The sequence below is a fragment of the Segatella sp. genome (assembly GCF_977051555.1).
Window position 1 is genome coordinate 15,581 of record NZ_CDRSSE010000039.1, and the last position, 20,177, is coordinate 35,757.

The 20,177-nt window shown below is 44.6% G+C and carries 16 protein-coding genes and 1 tRNA gene; 14 read left to right on the forward strand and 3 right to left on the reverse strand.

Annotated features, from left to right (window positions below):
- Positions 1 to 160 precede the first annotated feature (160 nt).
- Positions 161 to 586 carry a putative toxin-antitoxin system toxin component, PIN family gene (locus ACWJAO_RS09760; protein WP_117727702.1) on the reverse strand — a complete coding sequence of 142 codons (426 nt, stop codon included), beginning with the start codon at positions 584 to 586 and terminating at the stop codon, positions 161 to 163.
- A 7-nt stretch (positions 587 to 593) separates the two neighbouring features.
- Positions 594 to 818 (reverse strand): dephospho-CoA kinase, encoded by a 225-nt coding sequence (locus ACWJAO_RS09765; RefSeq protein WP_117727701.1) that lies wholly within the window; start codon positions 816 to 818, stop codon positions 594 to 596.
- Between the two features lie 529 nt (positions 819 to 1,347).
- Between ACWJAO_RS09765 and ACWJAO_RS09770 the strand changes: the two genes are divergently transcribed.
- From ACWJAO_RS09770 to ACWJAO_RS09785, 4 genes are all read left to right on the forward strand, one after another.
- Positions 1,348 to 3,417, forward strand: a complete 2,070-nt coding sequence (locus ACWJAO_RS09770; protein ID WP_287853510.1) for a site-specific DNA-methyltransferase — start codon at positions 1,348 to 1,350, stop codon at positions 3,415 to 3,417.
- Between the two features lie 28 nt (positions 3,418 to 3,445).
- A complete protein-coding gene (locus tag ACWJAO_RS09775) occupies positions 3,446 to 6,352 on the forward strand; it encodes a DEAD/DEAH box helicase family protein (RefSeq protein WP_449140117.1) in 2,907 nt (968 codons plus the stop codon).
- A 207-nt stretch (positions 6,353 to 6,559) separates the two neighbouring features.
- A complete protein-coding gene (locus ACWJAO_RS09780; protein ID WP_144151557.1) occupies positions 6,560 to 6,832 on the forward strand; it encodes a hypothetical protein in 273 nt (90 codons plus the stop codon).
- Positions 6,833 to 7,001: 169 nt separating this feature from the next.
- The gene (locus tag ACWJAO_RS09785; RefSeq protein ID WP_449140118.1) at positions 7,002 to 7,163 is read left to right on the forward strand and encodes a hypothetical protein; all 162 of its coding nucleotides are present in this window, start codon (positions 7,002 to 7,004) and stop codon (positions 7,161 to 7,163) included.
- 91 nt (positions 7,164 to 7,254) lie between these two features.
- Here the strand turns inward: ACWJAO_RS09785 and ACWJAO_RS09790 are convergent, their stop codons facing one another.
- A complete protein-coding gene (locus ACWJAO_RS09790; protein ID WP_449140119.1) occupies positions 7,255 to 8,841 on the reverse strand; it encodes an AAA family ATPase in 1,587 nt (528 codons plus the stop codon).
- 288 nt (positions 8,842 to 9,129) lie between these two features.
- On the opposite strand from ACWJAO_RS09790, the gene ACWJAO_RS09795 reads away from it, so the two are divergent.
- The 10 genes from ACWJAO_RS09795 (at position 9,130) to ACWJAO_RS09840 (ending at position 19,733) form a co-directional block, all read left to right on the forward strand.
- Positions 9,130 to 11,367 (forward strand): patatin-like phospholipase family protein, encoded by a 2,238-nt coding sequence (locus ACWJAO_RS09795; protein WP_287839808.1) that lies wholly within the window; start codon positions 9,130 to 9,132, stop codon positions 11,365 to 11,367.
- Between the two features lie 152 nt (positions 11,368 to 11,519).
- Entirely contained in the window at positions 11,520 to 12,824 is a 1,305-nt protein-coding gene (locus tag ACWJAO_RS09800; RefSeq protein ID WP_449140120.1) for a S28 family serine protease, read from the forward strand.
- Positions 12,825 to 12,952: 128 nt separating this feature from the next.
- Positions 12,953 to 13,025 (forward strand) — tRNA-Lys (locus ACWJAO_RS09805).
- A 175-nt stretch (positions 13,026 to 13,200) separates the two neighbouring features.
- The gene (locus ACWJAO_RS09810; protein ID WP_449140121.1) at positions 13,201 to 14,556 is read left to right on the forward strand and encodes an MATE family efflux transporter; all 1,356 of its coding nucleotides are present in this window, start codon (positions 13,201 to 13,203) and stop codon (positions 14,554 to 14,556) included.
- Positions 14,543 to 14,716, forward strand: coding sequence for a hypothetical protein (locus ACWJAO_RS09815; RefSeq protein WP_449140122.1), 174 nt, complete (start codon positions 14,543 to 14,545; stop codon positions 14,714 to 14,716). Before ACWJAO_RS09810 ends, ACWJAO_RS09815 begins: the two co-directional genes overlap by 14 nt.
- Complete coding sequence (locus ACWJAO_RS09820; protein ID WP_449140123.1) at positions 14,713 to 14,871, forward strand: hypothetical protein; 159 nt, start codon at positions 14,713 to 14,715, stop codon at positions 14,869 to 14,871. Before ACWJAO_RS09815 ends, ACWJAO_RS09820 begins: the two co-directional genes overlap by 4 nt.
- A 288-nt stretch (positions 14,872 to 15,159) precedes the next feature.
- Positions 15,160 to 15,987, forward strand: coding sequence for a glycoside hydrolase family 16 protein (locus ACWJAO_RS09825; protein WP_449140126.1), 828 nt, complete (start codon positions 15,160 to 15,162; stop codon positions 15,985 to 15,987).
- Between the two features lie 386 nt (positions 15,988 to 16,373).
- Positions 16,374 to 17,330: a tyrosine-type recombinase/integrase gene (locus ACWJAO_RS09830; RefSeq protein ID WP_449140124.1), complete on the forward strand. Its 957-nt coding sequence runs from the start codon at positions 16,374 to 16,376 to the stop codon at positions 17,328 to 17,330.
- Positions 17,331 to 17,972: 642 nt separating this feature from the next.
- Entirely contained in the window at positions 17,973 to 19,487 is a 1,515-nt protein-coding gene (locus tag ACWJAO_RS09835) for a hypothetical protein (RefSeq protein WP_449140125.1), read from the forward strand.
- A gap of 39 nt (positions 19,488 to 19,526) precedes the next feature.
- On the forward strand, positions 19,527 to 19,733 hold the full coding sequence (locus tag ACWJAO_RS09840; RefSeq protein ID WP_294881731.1) for a hypothetical protein: 207 nt from the start codon (positions 19,527 to 19,529) through the stop codon (positions 19,731 to 19,733).
- The last annotated feature ends 444 nt before the right edge of the window (positions 19,734 to 20,177 follow it).

Below are 20,177 nucleotides of genomic sequence, written 5' to 3' on the forward strand. Positions count from 1 at the left end.
GGTGAAGAGCTGCTGCGAACTCTTCACCCCTGCAATCGCCCTGTTTATCGGTATTCCGGAGGGTTTGGTGAAGAGTGAAGAGTATTTCCGTGTTTGCTTCTGCTCTTTTACATATTATCTCTCGAAATATGTGTCAATTCAATGATGAAAAGAGTTTTAATTAATTGGCACCAAGATTTCGGTATAATCTGGCAAACTCTTCTAATCTAACTACTAGTACTCTTGGAAAATCGATGTTTTCTAAATCTTTGAAATGTTTATCATCTGATACAATGAAATCGGCATTAGCAAAGACTGCACAATCCACAAACTTATTATCATCGGGATCCTGTGTGATAAGATTCCAATGATAATGAGCATCAACTCTTTGGGTATTTGGAGCTTGAGTTATAATCTCTAATACCATAGTTGCTATTAATCTATTCGTTTTTAAACAAAGTATTTCTTCGTATTCTTCTAGAATTTCAGTTGTAAAGCAGAGACAATAGTCCCCATTCAAGAATCCTTCCCATAAGAAATAATTCTTGCTTTTCCTTGCAATTATCTGCAAGAGACAGTTGGTATCTAAGACGATGTTTCTCTGCATAGTCAGTTTATTTATAAGCCGTGCGCAAATGTTCTGACTGCATTTCCTGCAACTTTTCATTGCTCATTTCGCCAGATTCCCAAAGCTTATCCATTTCTCGCTGCAAGCGATCATTCATGAACTTAACTAATGTTCGTTTCAAGTCTGCCAAGTCCTGTTCTGACTGTAAACAAGAGATAACATTGAGCACCGCCTGTTGAGCCTGATTGAATTGTAATACTTGTGTTGCCATAATTGTAATTTTTAAACATTTCACTCTGCAAAGATACAGATAATTATTGATACTCCAAAGATTTTGAGAAGAATATTTTGATTTCGCAAGAAAAAATGGGGGATAATATAAAAAAGGTGGCGAATCTTTTTGTTATCTTTGATTTTTGCAGTATCTTTGCAGAAGCAAAGCTGCACTCGGCAATTTGAAAGCAAGCTTTCATTGCGCTCGTTTGCATTTACTTTGCATTCGGATTGATTCGCCCTAGGGCGATGACGTCTGTTTTTGTGGGTTAAAATAATAGCGTTTGCTGTTTATTCGATAAACGTTCAGGAAACTTGGCGGTGGAAAGAATGTATACATGAATAAATGTGCGAGCGCCTGCGATATACGTGGGCGTTCGACTTGTCTGTATACATAGGTTTCCGCCAAGTACCTCTGAACGTGGATGAGTTGAACTGTCCACGTTCTTGCGTTTGGGTATTTGGTGGAGTCTTCGTTTTAAAGAATAGCATGCTACGCATTAAAACTATATTTAAGCTTTAATGCTATGGCAAAATCATTGATTGAAGAACTACCTCGCATTGCAAGCGAAGGTAGGCAAGAGGCTCAGCGCATCATCGAGCGATTGAGCAGTGGCACACGCATTGGATTGCAAACCAATGAGCTGGTGTTGCCTCGCAAGGATGTCTCCGGATTCTTCCGTGGGCAAGTTCCCAATATCCCTAATGCATTCAATGCCGCCCAGGATGGGGGGAGTTGGATGAACCGTCTGGTGTATGGTGATAATCTCCTGACCATGCAGGCGCTGCTAGCCGGAGACCCTCAGACGGGCTTGCCTTCATTAAGAGGCAAAGTGGATTTGATCTACATCGACCCGCCGTTTGATTCTAAGGCGGATTATAGGACGAAGGTTACGTTGCCAGGAGTGAAAATTCAACAGAAGCCAACGGTAGTAGAACAATTTGCCTATGCTGATACTTGGGAAGAAGGAACAATCTCTTATCTGAAAATGATTTACCCAAGATTGGTTCTGATGAAAGAATTGCTTTCTGAAAGGGGAAGTATCTTTGTTCATATTGATTGGCATGTTGGGGCTTATGTGAAACTGCTTCTTGATGAGATTTTTGGAAAGGAGAACTTTTCAAGTGAAATTATATGGAAACGAACAACATCACATGCACAAAAGCAGAGTTTTGGTGTTATTCACGATACAATTTACTATTATCATAAGAATAGTTACGATTATATATGGACAGCTCAGTTTTTGCCTCATTCTGAAGAACATATCAATAAATATTATTCTAATCAAGATTCTGATGGAAGAAGATATGCATTGGGTGATTTAACAGCACCAGGAGAAGGTCCTGCTCGATATTTTTGGGGACAGAAGTTGACTCCACCACCAGGAACTCATTGGAGATATTCGCAAGAGAATATAGACAAATTATGTGAAGAAGGACTCATTGTTATGACAGCTAATAATAGGCCGAGGTTTAAACGATATTTAGATTCTCTTAAAGGTAGTATAATTAGTGGACTCTGGGATGATATACCTCCTGTAAATTCCCAAGCAAAAGAAAGAATTGACTACGCCACACAAAAACCCGAAGCCCTCCTCGAACGTATCATCAAGGCATCTTCCAACGAAGGCGACCTCGTCTGTGATTTCTTCGGTGGCAGCGGCACCACAGCAGCGGTTGCCGAAAAACTGGGTCGTCGCTGGATTACCTGCGACATCGGCAAGCCGGCAGCCCTCGTCATGCGCAAGCGCTTTATCGACCAGGAAGTAAATCCGTTCCTCTATCAGAGCATCGGCGACTATCAGAAAGAGGCTTTCCATAACAACAAGAAACTCCGCCGAGTGGGCGATCTCTCTCAGGTAGTCTTAGGCCTCTTCGGTGCCTTACCATTCTCTCCAGAGCAGGTGAGCGACAGAAACTTCGGTTACGTAAAGGGCACCCGAAACCTGGTGATGGTGGATAGCCCTAACCGCCTGACCACTGCTGCTACCGTTCGCCGTGCCGTGGAAGCCAAGGCTTCTCTGCTCGGCGGCGACTGGGATAAAGTCATCGTGCTTGGCTGGAACTTCGCCTTCGACATCTCGCAAGCCATCGAGAAATATAAGAACAGCAATGTAGAGGTGCTGGTGATTCCGCCCGATCTGCTCGACAAGCTATCCAAGAAAGGTTTCAAGAAGCTCATTGCCGACAAAACCGTCCGCTTCTCTTCTTTGCAGTATCTGGTGGTGAACCCTGTGGAGGTAACCGTGAACGGCAATGGCGAGGATGAACTCGACATCAGTCTCAGCAACTATGTGCTGCTCTCGCCAGATAATATTCCGCTGGATGATAAGGACAAGGAGAAGTTGCAGCAGGTGATGGAGCAGGACCCTCTCTCGCTGATAGAATATTGGAGCATCGACCCTGATTATGACGGCGATACCTTCCGCAGCACTTGGCAGGATTATCGTGAGAACGTGGATAACGACAGCGACCCGCTGCACTGCGTATATTCCACCCGAATTGCCATGCCGCATAAGGACGAGCGAAAAGTCTGCGTCAAGGCGGTGGATGTGTTCGGATTCGAGAGTCAGGTTATCCTGGATGTGAAGTGTTAGTGTTAAGAACGAATAGGAGATTACGACTATGGCTATCAATTCAAGTAATATATCTTTGGAATTGGCGCATCGGCTCACCGATGTGGTCAATGCCGCCTGGAAGAGTGGGGAGATGCTGGAGAAGGTGACCCCAACCACCGCCTCGCTCTTAAACTATTGGTTTGGAGAGGGTTTCTGTAACGAGCGTGTGAGAAATTTCCATGAGGGTCAGCGACAGGCTATCCTCAACATCATCTATCTGCACGAAGTGATGGGAGAAAACTGCGTGATGGATGCCTATCAGGGCATCATTCCGGAACTGATGGATAGGGCCGACCTGGCTCAGCTTGCCAAGCCTAAATATCAGATGCCTAAGTATGCAGTGAAGATGGCAACGGGCACGGGAAAGACGTGGGTGATGCATGCCTTGATCATCTGGCAGATGCTGAATGCCCGGCACGAGGATGTGGAGAGCGGACGATTTACGCAGAAGTTCCTGGTTGTGGCTCCGGGTCTGATTGTTTACGACCGTCTGCTGGATGCCTTCTGCGGCAGAAAGAAGCGCGATGAGGAATATCGTGACCCTCAGACCAACGACTACTACATGAACCAGGAGGTGTTCATCCCCGAGCGTTATCGTGACGAGGTGTTTTCGTTCATACAGAACAATGTGGTGACCAAGGAAGATGGCATCGGCAGGAAGACCACCGGCGAGGGACTGATTGCCCTGACCAACTGGCATCTGTTTGAAAATCAGATGGAAGAGAAGGAACAGGATGAGGATGTGGACGATTCCAGCACGGTGACACCTGCTGAAATCATCAGCGACCTGTTGCCTATCCGTCCGGGAAAGTCGGCGGGCAACGACCTCGGCATGCTCGACCGCCGTGCCTTGGGTGGCACCGAACTGGAATATCTGGCTGGTTTAAAGGATTTGATGGTAATCAATGATGAGGCTCATCATATTCACGAAATCAAGCGTAATGGCGAAACCGAGGAGGTGGAATGGCAAAGAGGCCTGAATGCCATCAGTGCCACCAAGGGTACAAAATTCATACAGGTGGACTTCTCTGCTACTCCTTTTGATACGAAGGGTGCCGGAGAGAAGCAGGTGAAACTCTTCTTCCCTCATATCATTGTTGACTTCGACTTGCCTATGGCGATGAAGCAGGGACTGGTGAAACTGTTGCTGCTCGACCGTCGACAGGAACTCACCGACCTGGAGAACCTGGATTACAACGCCGAGCGTGATGAGCAGGGAAAGGTAGTAGGGCTGAGCGAAGGTCAGCGCATGATGCTCCGTGCCGGATTGACCAAGCTGAACAAACTGGAAGAAGAATTTCTGAAGAATGATGCGTCTAAGAACCCGAAGATGCTCATCGTCTGCCAGGACACCACGGTATCTCCTTTTGTAGAAGAGTTTCTGAAGTCGGAAGGTCTGGAAGATGAAGACATCGTTACCATCGACAGCAACAAGCAGGGCGAGGTGAAGGATGAGGAATGGCTGGAAATCAAGAAGAAGCTCTTCGATATAGATAGGTATAAGAGTCCGAAGGTGGTCATCTCGGTACTGATGCTCCGTGAGGGCTTCGACGTCAACAACATCTGTGTGCTCGTACCGCTGCGTTCTTCGCAGGCGCCAATCCTGCTAGAGCAGTTGGTGGGCAGAGGTTTGCGACTGATGTGGCGAGAGTCTGATTATATCGACATCAAGCGTGAAGACCGTCTCAGGGTGTTGAAGAACCATCAGCCTCCCCGCACCTATATTGACACCCTGTCCATCGTGGAACATCCGGCTTTCATCAAGTTTTATGATGATTTGCAGGATCAGGGCTTGGTGGCTGTGGATGAAGGCGACGTGGGTACCGGAGGCGCCACTGGAGATATTCTGACTGTAGGACTTCGTGAGGATTACGAAAAGTATGATTTCCAATGGCCGGTTATTCTGCATGATTCCTTAGAAGAGTTGGAAGATGCAGAAATAGATTTAGATGATTTACAGCCATTCACGATGTATCCGCTGTCTTTGCTCCGTAAGTTCCTGGCAAAGGAGGGGGAGACCTTCGTATCGCAGGAATCTTTGACAAAGACTACCTTTGGTAAGTATAAGGTAACGGCTAATCTCTTCAATGCCAATGGATATAATGAATATCTGCAGAAGTTGCTGAAGGTAGTAACTTTGCGCTTTGAGAACTGTCGCCGACAGGGCTTCCCAACAATTCAGATTAATGGTGCCCAAACAGTGCAGGTGATGGACTGGTACATCCGTAAGAGGCTTTTCACCATGTCTTTCGACCCGTTCCAGGGAAGCGACTGGAAGATATTACTGGCGAAGGATGGCATCGTGACGAAGCATATCGTAGAGCAGTTTGCGGTGGCAATCTATAAAATGCAGAACCGCCTGACTACGGTAGATGCTGAGGTGAGCCATACAGATTTCTCTTCGCTCAAAGCCATCAAGATGAGAGAGTCTTATTCCATGGAGGTACAGAAGTGCATCTATCCCCGACTAGGTTATCCATCTCATGGTGGAGGTTTGGAAAAGGCATTCATTGACTTTCTGAATAGGGATGCCGAGGTAGAAAGATTTCTGAAGATTAATGAGAGTGGCCATTCCTTCGCCATCATCTTCTATGTAAGGAAGGATGGCTTGATGGCAACGTATCATCCAGATTTCATCGTGGCTACAGCTGATAAAGTTTATCTGATAGAAACCAAGGGCGACGATAAGGTAGATGACGTGAACGTGCGTCAGAAACAGACGGCAACCATCGAGTGGATAAAGAAAATCAACGCGTTGGAGTCTAAGGATAGAATGAACCGCACCTGGGAGTATGTTTTAATAGGCGAGAGCGTGTTCTACTCGTTGAGTGGAAGTGGCGCTACGATTACTGATATCTGCAACCAGTGTAAGGTATCGTATTCTGTGGCAACAGGTAATCTGTTTGATATGTAAGAGTATTTGCTGTAATAATGATAAAGAAAGCCAGCTTTTTCGCAAGAGGAGGCTGGCTTTGTTGTTCTTTGCGTGGAAAGATTATCCGCATAATCCATTAAATTTCAGCGTTCTCTGCCATTTTCTTGTAGATTTTCTTGCGGTTTCCAATCTTTCTTCGTATTTTTGCACCAATAAGTAACGTGGAACTTTAAAAACGAAAGAAATATGGAGGAAAAGAAATATCATATCGATGAATCTAAGGTAGCAGGGGATAAGGTTTGTGAGCCATCGCCTGCTTATCGTTCGGCTGCATCATCAGCAGCATCAGTATCATGGGATGAGGCTTACGACACCGATTCCTATCCTATGGGGCGCTCGCTGGAGCAGGTGATGGAGCATTGCGAGAGCATTTTGGATAAGTTGGATGATCCTAATTATGGAGAGCCAATTTCCGTTTTGGATGCTGAGATAGAAAAGATGATTGCAGAATGGAAATAAAAACTGATGCCCTTTTCAAGAAGGAGATAAAAAGTGTATTGAGTATGCCTTGCAAGAGTTTGGATTAAAAACTGCTCGTAAGTGGCAAACACAATATAAGGAAATTAAGCGTTTATTAGAATTTATGCCTAAGCGTTATCCTATAGTAGCTCATTTCCGTAATGAAACTATGGAGTTTCGTAGTGCCATCATCATGAAGAACTTCAAGATTATCTATTTCTATAATGAAGAGAAAGATATCATCTGGCTGGTGGATCTCTGGGATTTGCGCCAAGATCCTCGTAAGCTGAACATGCGAGCCAGGAGGATAGAAAGAAAGGATTATCATTAGTCTTTATGATAAACAAAAGAACCCGCCAGGTGTCCCAACGGATTTTGCATCCGGTAGGACACCTGGCGGGATGTTTGTTTGAAGTTGTATTTTACAAAGACTCATCCACTTCTTTCCAATCTATCAATCCCTTGCCTGTTTCATCAAGTTCCACTGCCAGGGCGATGACCTTGCGCTTGTCGGCCTTGAATGGTTCTGTGTAGCTCTTTTCCTTTATCTGGCTCTCGGCTGCAGAAATGCCGCCATTGTTAGATAGCTTCAGTTCCAGGACGTAGATGATGGATGGAACCTCTACAATCATATCAATTCTGCCAGTGGCTAGCATTCTCTCTACTTCCACCCTAAATCCCAAGGCTCTGAATATCGTGCTCATTATCAGCCGGTAACGCTCCTCCATATCCATACTCGCCATCTTCTTGTTGCTGTATGGAACATCGGCGATTAGAGCCTTTAATGCCTTCTTGGCTTCTGCGGTGTTGCCGTCCTGCATCATTTTTCTGAGGAAGCTCTGCGCAGAAACCACTTCCGAATTCGACTTCATGGTCAAGGCTGGAACCACTACGCTGTATAATGCCTTGCGAACTTCAAAGTTAGGGAAGCCCAGGATGTAAACGCCATCGTCGTAACCCTTGATGGTGAGATACCCCGACTGATAGAGGAAGAGTTCGGCTCCGCCATTCACCACATCCGATGTTTCCAGGGTGTCGCGCTCGATGAAGCAATGGTCAAAATATTCCATCTTCATCTCCATGTCATCCACAAACTTTGGCAATAGGGAAGTGGCCCCTGATGAAGCCCAGTAATTTCTCAATTCCCTATCATCCAGGGCATTGATGAGGCTGAACGGATTGAAAATATCCACCATATTTTTGCGGCAGAAATGATATCCGTCGTAATAGGCAGTGAGCTGCTTCAGGGTCTCCTCAGGAGTCCATCCGTTTTCTTCTCCCATCGCCTCAATCTCAGGCATGAAGTTGTCGGCAGCTTCCTGTTTCGAAATGCCGCAGATAGTGGCGTAGGGTGCATCAAAACTGATGTTGCTCAGGTTGTTGAGCACGGAGAAGAGGGAGATTTGTGTGAACTTGGTGATGCCCGTGATGAAGACGAAGCGCTCGTGTTCGTCTTCTTTTTTCAAGACGGCAAATACGGATTTATAGATAGCTGTGCAGGCATCATGCTGAGGAGTCTTCCAGGAGTGCTGCAATGGAGAATCATACTCGTCGATAAGAATAACCGCCTGTTTTCCGGTCTTTTGAAACATCGTTTCGATGATGTTCTGGAAACGTACGGCAAGGGAAACCTCCGGACGTACCGCAACTTCATACTTCTGTTCGAGTTTATAGAAGGCATCGTCGAGATAGGAGTTGAGTTCTTCGGGGGTAGCTCCTCCGCAACTCATGTCGAGTCGAATTACGGGATAGCAGGTCCAGTCTTTCTCTAGCTTCATCACCTTCAATCCTTCGAAGAGTTCCTTTTTCCCCTCGAAGTAAGCCTGGAGTGTATCCACGAGAATCGACTTGCCAAAGCGGCGTGGGCGGCTTAGGTAATTATACGTTTTATTTCTGTTGGCAAGTTGCCAGATGATATCTGTCTTGTCAACATATAGGTATCCTTCCTTTCTAATTTTTTCAAAAGACTGGATACCTACGGGCAATCTTCTATCGTTCATTTCTGTCATAATCTAATCTCCTATGTTTTCAGGATAGCTTTTTGCGAGCTATTCGCCTTGCTACAAATTCTATTTGCAAAGATACGATGAATATTTTGATTTTGCAAGAAAAATGGAGGATAATATAAAAAAGGTGGCGAATCTTTTTGTTATCTTTGATTTTTGCAGCATCTGGATTGATTCGCATAATCCTTTAAATTTCAGTGCCCTCTGCCATTTTCTTTCAGATTTTCTTGCGAGTTCCAATCTTTCTTCGTATCTTTGCCGTGCCAGTTATTCATTTTAAAAAGGAGCAATATGATGGTACATCGAGATAAGATATTATGTTTTTTGGTTTTATTCTGCTGCTTCTTTGCTCATACTCCTCTACAAGCCCAGCAGCCACGCAAGAAGGTGGGGCTCGTGTTGGGTGGAGGTGGTGCCAAGGGTGCGGCTGAAGTAGGTGTGCTCAAGGTGCTGGAAGAGGCTGATATTCCTGTAGATTATATTGCCGGAACCAGTATCGGTGCCATCGTGGGCGGACTTTATGCCATCGGCTACGATGCTGCGGATATTGATAGCCTCTACCGTAACCAGAACTGGCTTTTCCTTTTGAGCGACCAGGTGAAACGCGAATCGGAGACTTTTCTCTCTAAAGAAGAAAGGGAGAAATATATCGTTCATATTCCTCTTTCCAAAGAGAGGAAGGTCTCGTTGCCAACCGGTTATGTGAAGGGGCAGAATATCCTGAATCTTTTCTCTAAACTTACCGTGGGGTATCATCAGGTAGATGATTTCTCTCGTTTACCCATCCCTTTCCGTTGCGTGGCGGTAGATTTGGTAGAAGGCAAGGAGGTGGTGTTTTCTTCGGGCTCGTTGCCATTGGCGATGCGTGCCAGCATGTCGATACCGGGCGTGTTTGCTCCGGTAGAATGGAAAGGGAAGATGCTGGTGGATGGCGGCGCCTTGAACAATCTGCCGGTTGATGTGGCAAAGGAAATGGGAGCGGATGTGATTATCTGTGTAGATTTGAGTACCGGTTGGAAGAAGAAGGAAGAGCTGAAATCGGCTTCTTCTGTTGTAGAACAGCTCATAAGTATGATGGGGCAGAACAAATACCGGAAGAATATGGCTGAAGCCGATCTTTATATCAATCCTTCTCTGAAAGGTTATTCGGCAGCCAGTTTCCAATCTGAAGCCATTGATACCATGATACAGCGGGGAGAACAGGCTGCCCGCCAGAAATGGGATGAGCTGATGGCTCTGAGAAAGTATATCTATGCTGATGCTTGTGATTCTGTAGTCTCTGATGATACATTGCAGGATAAACGCCTCAAACTGCAGAAACCTTCTCAGACGGAAGCTTATCATATAGGAAGCATCCGGATAGAAGGCATCAGCGGAGAGGAGGAAAAGTGGATTAGAAAGAAAATTGCTCTACGGGAGAATTCGGAAGTCAGTCCTGAGGAGATAGATGGCACACTTGCTATGCTCAGAGGACTGAATATCTTTTCGCGTGTAGAATACAGACAGTCTAACGAGGAACCTTATGACCTGGTATTCATGCTGGAACCCAACGAATCGAGAAGAATCAGTGTAGGTGCACGTTTTGATACGCAGGATTTGGCGAGCGTCATTGCTCAGATATCCAATAACCAGCAGTTTTCTACCCGTCATCACTATGCCTTTACAGGACGCATTTCCCGTAATCCCTATCTGGAAATGAAATATGCCTATGGCAACCTTTTCGGAGCGAAAATAGGCATTTCCTATCGTATGGCTCATTATGATTTCGACCTTTATGCGGACAAGCATAAGTTGGATGCCCTGGAGTTTCTTTCGCATTCTTTCGCTGGATTCTATACCCGCGATATCGGTAATTTCAGATTGAAATCGGGAGTGCAGTTTGATTATTACCATTATCATTCTGATATGTTCGAACGCGACGGAAGCATACAGACACGTTCGTCAGACCATTTCTTGAACTACTTTGCATCTGTTGTGATGGATACTTACGACCGCCGTTATTTCCCGACCCGTGGCACCCGCATTCAGGTTCAGGGCATTCTGCATACGGATGACGGAATACATTATGCTGATGATAATCCTTTCGGTGAAGCTGTTTTTCAAGGAGAATGTGCCGTACGTCTCAATTCCAGATTCTATCTGCTTCCTAAGCTCAAGAGCCGCTTCTTGTTTGGCAGTTCCGTACCTGCCATTTATCAGAATTATGCAGGTGGAGTTGCTGACGGTTACTATCTGCCTTGGCAGGTGGCATGGGAGAGTGCACAGCATGTTCATCTGCTGGAGCGCAATGTGGTGACAGGTCAGCTTGGTTTCCGCTATCGGGTGAAAGGAAAGTTCTATCTTACCGTTCTGGGAGAGTATGGCAAGGAAGCCCGCAAGTTTTCCCATATTCTCATCGGTGATGATTTGTGGGGAGGAGCCTTGCGGGCATCCTATGATTTCGTATTGGGTCCGGTAAGCATCCAGGCTAATTATTCTAGCTTGGGTAAGAATGTAGGATTCTATATCAATGCAGGATTCTTGTTCTGATTTCCTTAATTGCTGCCCATTTAATAAATAAGGTGGGGTTTCTCTTTGCCGAACAAGAATAAATCATTACCTTTGCAGAGGTTTAGAAAACATATAGAATGTATTTTGCAATCTTGAATTTTAGGATATAATAAATAAAAAGAGAGAATAAGATGAAACTGAGATTTTTGAAATTGATGCTGCTGCTCTTCATCCTGCCTTTGCAGATGTTGGCGGCAGAACTGGGAATGGCTGGTAAGCAACTGGCTGCATTGCCTGGAGTAAGTAACGTGGAAACGCTGAAAAGTACGCATTTCCCAGAAAAGTATGTGTTCTTTATCAAGCAACAGCTCGATGCCAAGGATGCATCCAAGGGCTATTTCGAACAGAGGGTGGTGCTCTGCCATAGAGGATTCGACCGTCCTACCGTGCTCGTGACAGAAGGATATGATGCCAATTATGCGTTGCGCGAAGGATACATCGAGGAACTTTCCAAGCTCTTCGATACCAACATCATTACCGTGGAGTATCGCTATTTCGACAAGTCGATGCCTAGTCCTTGCAACTGGGATTATCTTACCGTTGAGAATTCGCTCTATGATCTGCATCATGTAAACCAGACCCTGCATGCGATGTATAAGGGAAAATGGATTGCTACCGGTATCAGCAAGGGCGGACAGACCACGATGTTCTACCGTTCTTACTTCCCTGATGATGTAGATATTTCTGTGCCATACGTGGCTCCGCTCAACAAGGGTGTGGAGGATGGACGACATGAGAAGTTCCTGCAATATCAGGTATCAACCAAGGAAAACCGACAGAAGGTGCTCGATTTCCAGTTGCTCCTCTTCAAGCGAAAGGCTGCGTTGCTACCTATGTTCGAGCAATATTGCAACGATAAGAAATATGTATTCAATGCTCCGCTGGCAGAGATTTTTGATTATTCTGTATTCGAATACGCCTTTGCTTTCTGGCAGTGGGGAGAAGACATCAACAAGATTCCTGCAAGAGAGGCTGATGACAAGACGGTGTTTGATTACTGGATCAATATGTGTGAGCCTAACTATTTCACCAATTATAATGCCACAGCCTCATTTGATGTGCAGGCAGCCCGGGAGTTGGGTTATTACGGCTATTATACCAAACCATTCAAGAAATATCTCAGTATCAAGACGGCTAAGGGATATCTGAAGAAACTGATGGTGCCAAAGGGAGCTGAAAACGTGAAGTTCTCGCCAGCACTCTATAATCATACGGTTGAGTTCCTGACCAAGAATGATCCGAAGATGGTTTATATTTATGGCGATATCGACCCATGGGGAGCTTCGGGCATTTATGGCTTACCTTTCACCAAGAACAAGAAGAACCTGCATGTTTATATGTGTCATGGCGGTTCGCACAAAACTCGCATCTTGTCGTTCCCAGAGCCTACACGACAGGAAATCATCAGTCTGATAGGTGGTTGGCTGAAGGAATAATGCTTTCATCAACCGATTATTATGGATAAAATGAAAGTTTTTATCAAAAAATATCCATAAAAATTTGGTGGTTTCAGAAAAATGTATTACCTTTGCACTCGCTTTTGAAAACAAAGCTTTTTGCAGAGGCACCCTTAGCTCAGTTGGTAGAGCAACTGACTCTTAATCAGTGGGTCTAGGGTTCGAATCCCTAAGGGTGTACAAAAAACTCCGAAGAATCAATTCTTGGTTTTTCGGAGTTTTTTTTATGTATGTCCGGTATGAGGTTACCACGGCTCCGTGAATGTTGGTGCTATATCACAAATTTGCAGAATATGAGAAAAAAATAAGTAAGATAGTCTTGCTTTTTCTGTTTTTTATATTACCTTTGCAACCGATGAATAGAACAGACTTGACACAAGGTAGCATTTGGGGGAATATCACGACCTTTCTGTTACCTTATATTTTGGCTTATTTCCTACAGATTCTCTATGGTTTGGCCGATCTTTTCGTGATAGGTAGATATTGTAATGTAGATAGTACTACGGCTGTATCTAATGGTGCGCAGGTAATGTATTTTGTTACTTGCGTAGTCATTGGTCAGGCTATGGGTACCACGGTTAATACGGCTCATGCCATCGGTGCTAAGGATCAGCGCAGGGCTTCCCGGGTTATTGGTAATACTGCTACCATGTTCTTTACCTTGAGTATATTGCTGGCAGTGGTGTTGCTTTGTTGCCGTGATGGTATTGTCCGCCTGATGGATACGCCACCAGAGGCTATAGAAGGTACCCGTGATTATCTTATGGTATGCTTTATCGGCATTCCTTTCATCATGGCTTATAATGTGATAGCCTCTATCTTCCGTGGTTTGGGCGATTCGAAGAGTCCGATGTATTTCGTGGCTGTGGCCTGTGTGGTGAACATCCTTCTCGACTTTTTCTTTATCGGATATCTGGGGTGGGGAGCCCGAGGTGCTGCATTGGGCACTACCTTATCGCAGATGTTTAGTGTGATCGTAGCCCTCATTGCCATCAGACGTCACCGAGAAGTATTTGATGTTCACAGACATGATTTCCGTCCAAACCGTCAGACGGTAAAAAGTATTCTGAAAATAGGCTTTCCGATAGCCATGCAGGATGGTTTCATACAGTTGGGCTTTCTTGCCATTGCCGTGATTGCCAATGGACGAGGCGTGTATGATGCCGGTGCTGTGGGCATCGTAGAGAAGTTTATCGGTCTGGTTTTTATTCTTCCTTCTGCTATGTTGTCTACCGTATCAGCCATCTGTTCCCAGAACTATGGTGCAGGCAATGTAGGCCGTGTGCTTAAAACTTTGCGCTGTTCTCTTGTCATCATCTTTGGTTATGGCATGTTGATGATTGCCGTTTGGGAGATTTTCCCGGAGGTGGCAGTGGGTATCTTTACAGATGATCCTGTTGTCGTTGAAAAAGGAGCCGTTTATCTGCAGGGATATATTTATGATTGTCTTTTTGCCGGCATTCACTTCTGCTTCTCAGGCTTGTTTACAGCCTGTGGCTATTCCATCATTTCTTTTGTTTATAATTTCCTGTCGGTCATCCTGGTAAGAATTCCGTTGGCTTATCTTGCATCAATGATGTATCCGGATACACTCTATCCTATGGGTATCACTACGTGGCTCGGCTCGCTGTTCTCTGTTATCATCTGTGTGGTTGTATACCGCTGGATGGTCAAGCATCATAAGTTCAGTCATTCCATTGTTGCTTCCTGATCGTAAGCTGAGTTTCTCCAAGGGTGGAATCATCACTTCCAAGGATCCTAAATATACCCAGCAGATGATGGAGTATATTCCTCTGTATGAGGGATTCCTTACTTATGGTGGTATTGATGTCCGTACGATGGAGGCGAGAAGTATGTTGCCGACCGTGTGAAGTGGCTTTGGGATAATCGCCAGTTTATTGGTGGTTTGCAATGGGTAGAAGAGCCTTCTGTTCTTCGTTTCTTCTTTGACCGCCTGAAAGAAGTAGGCTATTGGCAGGAAGAACTTGCCGAGAAATTTAGAAAAGATTTGGGTGAGAGTTTGTAAGAGAAAAAGCAGGATATCAGCTGATATTCTGCTTTTTCATTTTATTCCAATGTATTCGGTATAGGCTGGGCATCATGATGCCGTTGATTCACGGGACAGTCCGTTTTTTATGTAAAATATCGATATTTTACCTTGAATTATCTAAAATTAGTCCTCCATTTTATTGATATTTTGTAATTTTGCGCCATCAATCGTTGTATTGTGCAAATACTGACAATTATAGGAAATAAAAACAAAACAATCATCAAAATGAATGTAAAGCAGAAAATGGGAATGGCGTTCGGAGTTATGGCGATGGCTTTCGCTCCATCTGCCCTGATGGCTCAGAACAAGTGGAAACTGGTATGGAGTGATGAGTTCAATACCGATGGACTTCTCGATGCCAAGGTATGGAACTACGAGGAGGGATTCAAGCGCAATCATGAGACGCAATGGTATCAGAAAGCCAATGCCTATTGCAAGGATGGCAATCTCGTCATCGAGGCACGCAAGGAGAAGAAGCCTCGCCGGAATCCCGGTTTCCGGAAGGGCAGTAGCCGATGGCCTGAGAACATCGAAAAGATACAATATACCTCAGCCTCGGTAAATACGGCAGAAAAGAAGGAGTTTCTCTATGGCAGGGTAGAGGTCAGGGCTAAGATTCCTACAGCGGGTGGAGCCTGGCCTGCCATCTGGCTTCTGGGGCGCGGCATGGACTGGCCATCGAATGGGGAAATCGACATGATGGAGTATTATCGCAAGCAGGGAGTGCCTCATATCCTTGCCAATGCCTGCTGGGGAACCGATAAGCCTTGGACGGCGAAATGGAACAGCAAGGCAATCCCCTTCACCCATTTCACCGATCGTGATGCGCAGTGGGCTGATAAGTTCCACGTTTGGCGCATGGATTGGGATGAGCAGAGCATCCGTCTTTATCTGGACGATGAACTCCTCAACGAGATTAGTCAGGCAGAGGCGGTGAATGGCAAACTGGGCAATGGCGAGCAGCCTTTCAAGAAGCCGCAGTATCTTTTGCTCAATCTTGCCCTGGGCGGTGATAATGGTGGAGCGATAGATGATTCCGCCCTCCCGATGAAGTATCTCATCGATTATGTAAGGGTGTATCAGAAAAAATAATTCCGCCAACTGCCACAACGGAAATGCGCCAACTGCCACAATGAAAAAGGGGCAACTGCCACAACAGAATTGGGTCAACTGCCACAATAGAATAGGAAAATAACAAGGTTAAACTATTTTATTTGCTTGATATTCAATAAAATATATTATTTTTACATCAAAAAAAACGATTTTATGAAAGAATATAAAGCAAGAATTAAGTAAAATCGATACTGATAAGATGAAGTCTCCTTCTTTCAAAATGGTGCCGACCGTGTGAAGTGGTTTTACATACGAACTGGCGTCCTTGACACATTAATATATTATATAGGGGCATCTTTGTTTCTTGAATAGAGACAGAGGTGCCCCTATCATATATTAATAAACTTCATAAATACACAATCGTTATGTCAAAAAACAAGAAAACATCAGAGTCGTTATTCCAGTTCATGAACCTCCTCATCGCCCTGTTGATGAAAAACGGGCAATACCGCACCTCGCTGCATTACAAGGCAACCCTCAATAGTTTTAAGCGATACCGAGACAACAAGGATATTGCCCTAAAAGAGTTAGATGCAGAAGTGATGCGCTCGTATGAGGCATACCTGCATCATACGGCGGAGGTATGCAGAAACACCAGCTCCTTCTATCTCCGCATCCTTCGTGCCACCTACAACAAAGCTGTGGCAAAGGGACTGACGCCACAGCAGTATCCCTTCACGGATGTCTATACCGGTATAGCCAAAACCCGCAAGAGAGCCATACCTACAGAGAATGTCAGCCAGATCAAGAGTCTGCAATCTGTCAAGGATCTCACTTCCAAGGAAGAGATGGCAAGAGATACATTCCTGATGAGTTTCTATCTGCGGGGTATCTCTTTCATCGACCTGGTTCACCTCCGTAAATCCGACCTCAAGGACGGTTATCTTCATTATACCCGAAGCAAGACCAGACAGCGCCTCACCATCCGATGGGAGAAGGAGATGCAGGAGTTGATGGAAAAGTACCAGGCGCAGACCGCCTCCTCATCTTATCTCTTTCCTTTCCTTGTTGATGATGGAAACAAAAGACAGGACAAAACTATTGACAAAATGCAGGAAGAGGTGCGCCTATATCACAATGCAGAAGCCCGTATCTCATACCATCTCAGGAAGTTAGGAACTAAGATAGGCATCAAGGGCAAGCTTACCCTTTATATCGCCCGCCATTCCTGGGCAACGACGGCAAGAGACAATCATATCTCTATTTCAGTCATCAGCGAGGCATTGGGACATCATTCCGAAACCACCACACAAATCTATCTCCGCTCCATCAAAAGCTCAGAAGTAGATGATGCCAACGCCAAGATACTGGCAGCTCTATAAGCCACAAAAAAGAATAAAAAGAGGGATTTTGTAAAATGAACCAAAATGAACCGATTTTTCTGAATCTCTACATAAGAGATACAGAATTACCTTGCAAAAATACGAAAAATGTTGGAAACAAGCAAATTATGGGTGTTAAAAAATTAATATCGTTCTACGAAAATCAACATTTTTTTACGCTTCTTTTCGTACATAATTTCCTAAGTCGTTGATTGAACGAAAGTTTTCGGCATTTCTGTATCTCTTATGTAGAGATTCAGAAGAGTGTAGTGAAATAAGAACTATAAATATGGCTTTCATATAAGCGAAGCGTATGACAAACAATTTGCTATATACGGGCTTACATGCATCATGTATGCAGAAGACCGAAAGACATAAAAGTATTGAAAATTAGTGGAAGTTAGTCTGTTGATTTATCAATGCTGTGATACATATCACAACCCCAATAATCCGGGAAGAGGAATCTTTTCAGGAGAAACCGAGATGTATCCTGTAGCTAACTGCCGTTAATATTTAGCAATTTTCATCTGTAAGCTTTCACCTGTAAATTCTTAACTCTAGACAATGTGGTTTATAGTCAATACAGATAAATTTCAAGAACAAAGCACGAAAGAGTTTCTTGAAAATACGTATCCTGGCATAGTGAAGTTTGTCTATCTGCCAAAATGCCGAACGAAGTATGTCAATGCCCAGGGAGAAGAACGTTTCCGTTTTCGTCCGCTGATATATGGATTACTGTTTATCAAGGCAGACAGCATAAAGGTCTTGAAGAAAATACTGACACCTTGGGGATATTTTGTCTATGAAGATATCATCCGTAGCCTGGAAACAGGCGAACTGCAGAAAGGAAAGCTTGTCTCAAGCGCACATCTTCTTTGTAAGGATGTCAAGAATTTATCTCCGGATGACATTATCAGAACGGCAACAATCCCAGATGAAGACATGGAGCATTTTATTTATTTCAGTGATAAAATGGCAGATGGTGTAGAGGGATTGAGTATTGTAAGCAAGCGATATGATGACCTCATTCAGGAGAATGATACCGTCCGCATATTCAGTGGACCTTTGGCAGGTTGGGTTGGCGTGGTCAAGCAAATCAAGAACAAGGGCAAGAAAGACCGCCATCTTTTTGTGAGATTTGGTAACAACCTCTGTCTCAGTTTTTCCAACGTTCGTCAATACGATATGCAGGTAGAGCATGAGGCAACCAAGGGACCAAAAGCTGAGGCTGTGGGTGTGTGGCGTGCCATCGATCAGATGATTGGCTATCTTCAAGCCAAACAGCCATCCGAGAATGCCTGTCAAACATTGCGCAATCTTTTTTTGGATTATCAAAAGAGATTGCCTGTCTATCGCAATCAGAGTATGTCGGATTTTGCATACGAAAGCAAGAAAGAAGAAATCACTGTTGCCCAGCAGCAAAAGGTATTAGGACAAATAGACGAAAAGATGCGCAATAACTTTCGTATTCTTTCCAATTACTTTAAGGCAGGTGAAATCTCCCTTGAAGGGTGGTTGAATGAACTGATTCCTGATGCCAAATTACGTCCATTTCTTACACCTACTTCTGGAGCAATCATCCCGGAAGGACATGATTATACGGTGTTGCATCATAATGGAATCACAGAGCTCATCCTCCGCTGTAATCTTCGGGAAGTCTTCCAGGATAAAGGTAGTGAGTCTGATAAAAACTCCACGGACTTCGATGAGGACTATGAGTATTATGCCCATTTTGCACTGGTGAATACAGATGGTGGAAAGGTAAAGGCCATCTGTTCATGGGGAGGATTCTATGATTATTACGCATCACAAAGCAGTAAAGAGCAAGAGGCTTTTCTCGCAGATTTAGAGGCGAAGAAATATCCTCGCTTACTCTACTTGCTCACACAAAGCGAATATAGATTTGAAAAGGTCAATGGGATAGGTGGATTTTCGATAGAAACAGACATCGACTATACGAATGATATAGATGCAATGTCAGAGGCTGTTGCCAAAGCATTCAACATTCAACATTCAACATTTAACATTCTTGTAGCGGCAGCCGTTGAATTATGGAAAGGAACGCGTCTATTGGTTTGGCGCCAGTTGTTGCAGCGTTATGTACTGCTTCATAAGGTGCCAGTCATAGACCAACCACAGTATGAATCTAAAGGATAAAATGAAATGCTGAAACTAAAACAATTTGTATTGAAAAGAGTGAAAACTCAAGATGGTGACATCTATTTTGTAGATGTAGTAAAGATAAACGACGCAACAGGTATGGGTGGTTTTCACGGTTATACCGACATCAACACCCCAGCCCTAGATGAATATCGTGATTTAATCAATCTGAACATCCGGTTAATGAAGAGCATGAATGCCTCGAAATTCATCTTAACAGTAGATGAGGATGTAGAGCTCTAACTCCCGTCCCCCCGCCGGTCCCCATCATCAAGCCGGTCCCCATCATCAAGCTTGTCCCCCGGCGGTCCCATCCCGCACAATCTGGCGAGACCTTTGATGGTCCGCCAACCTTAGAGCGCAGCGGTTCCGAACACCGGAGGGCGGTTACATCCCCGCTTCCTGAGGAAGAGGGGCTTGGGGAGAAAGTGGAGCTCTCCTTGCAGGAGAGACGGAGAGGTAGAAAAAGCCTTTTTTAATGGTAAAGAAGGTTTCTGTCCCCCGGGAACGGGGGAACCGAAGGGGGTGTAAAGACCATTGAGGGTAGGTTTTCGAAAGATGACAAGTGCAGAGCGATACAGCAATGAGGAAAAATAAAATAGCAATATACCAATGAATAAAGAAGAAAGAAATTCCTTCCGAAAGGAAATGATCGGTAAGTTAGAAGAACAATGGGCTAAGAGTAAT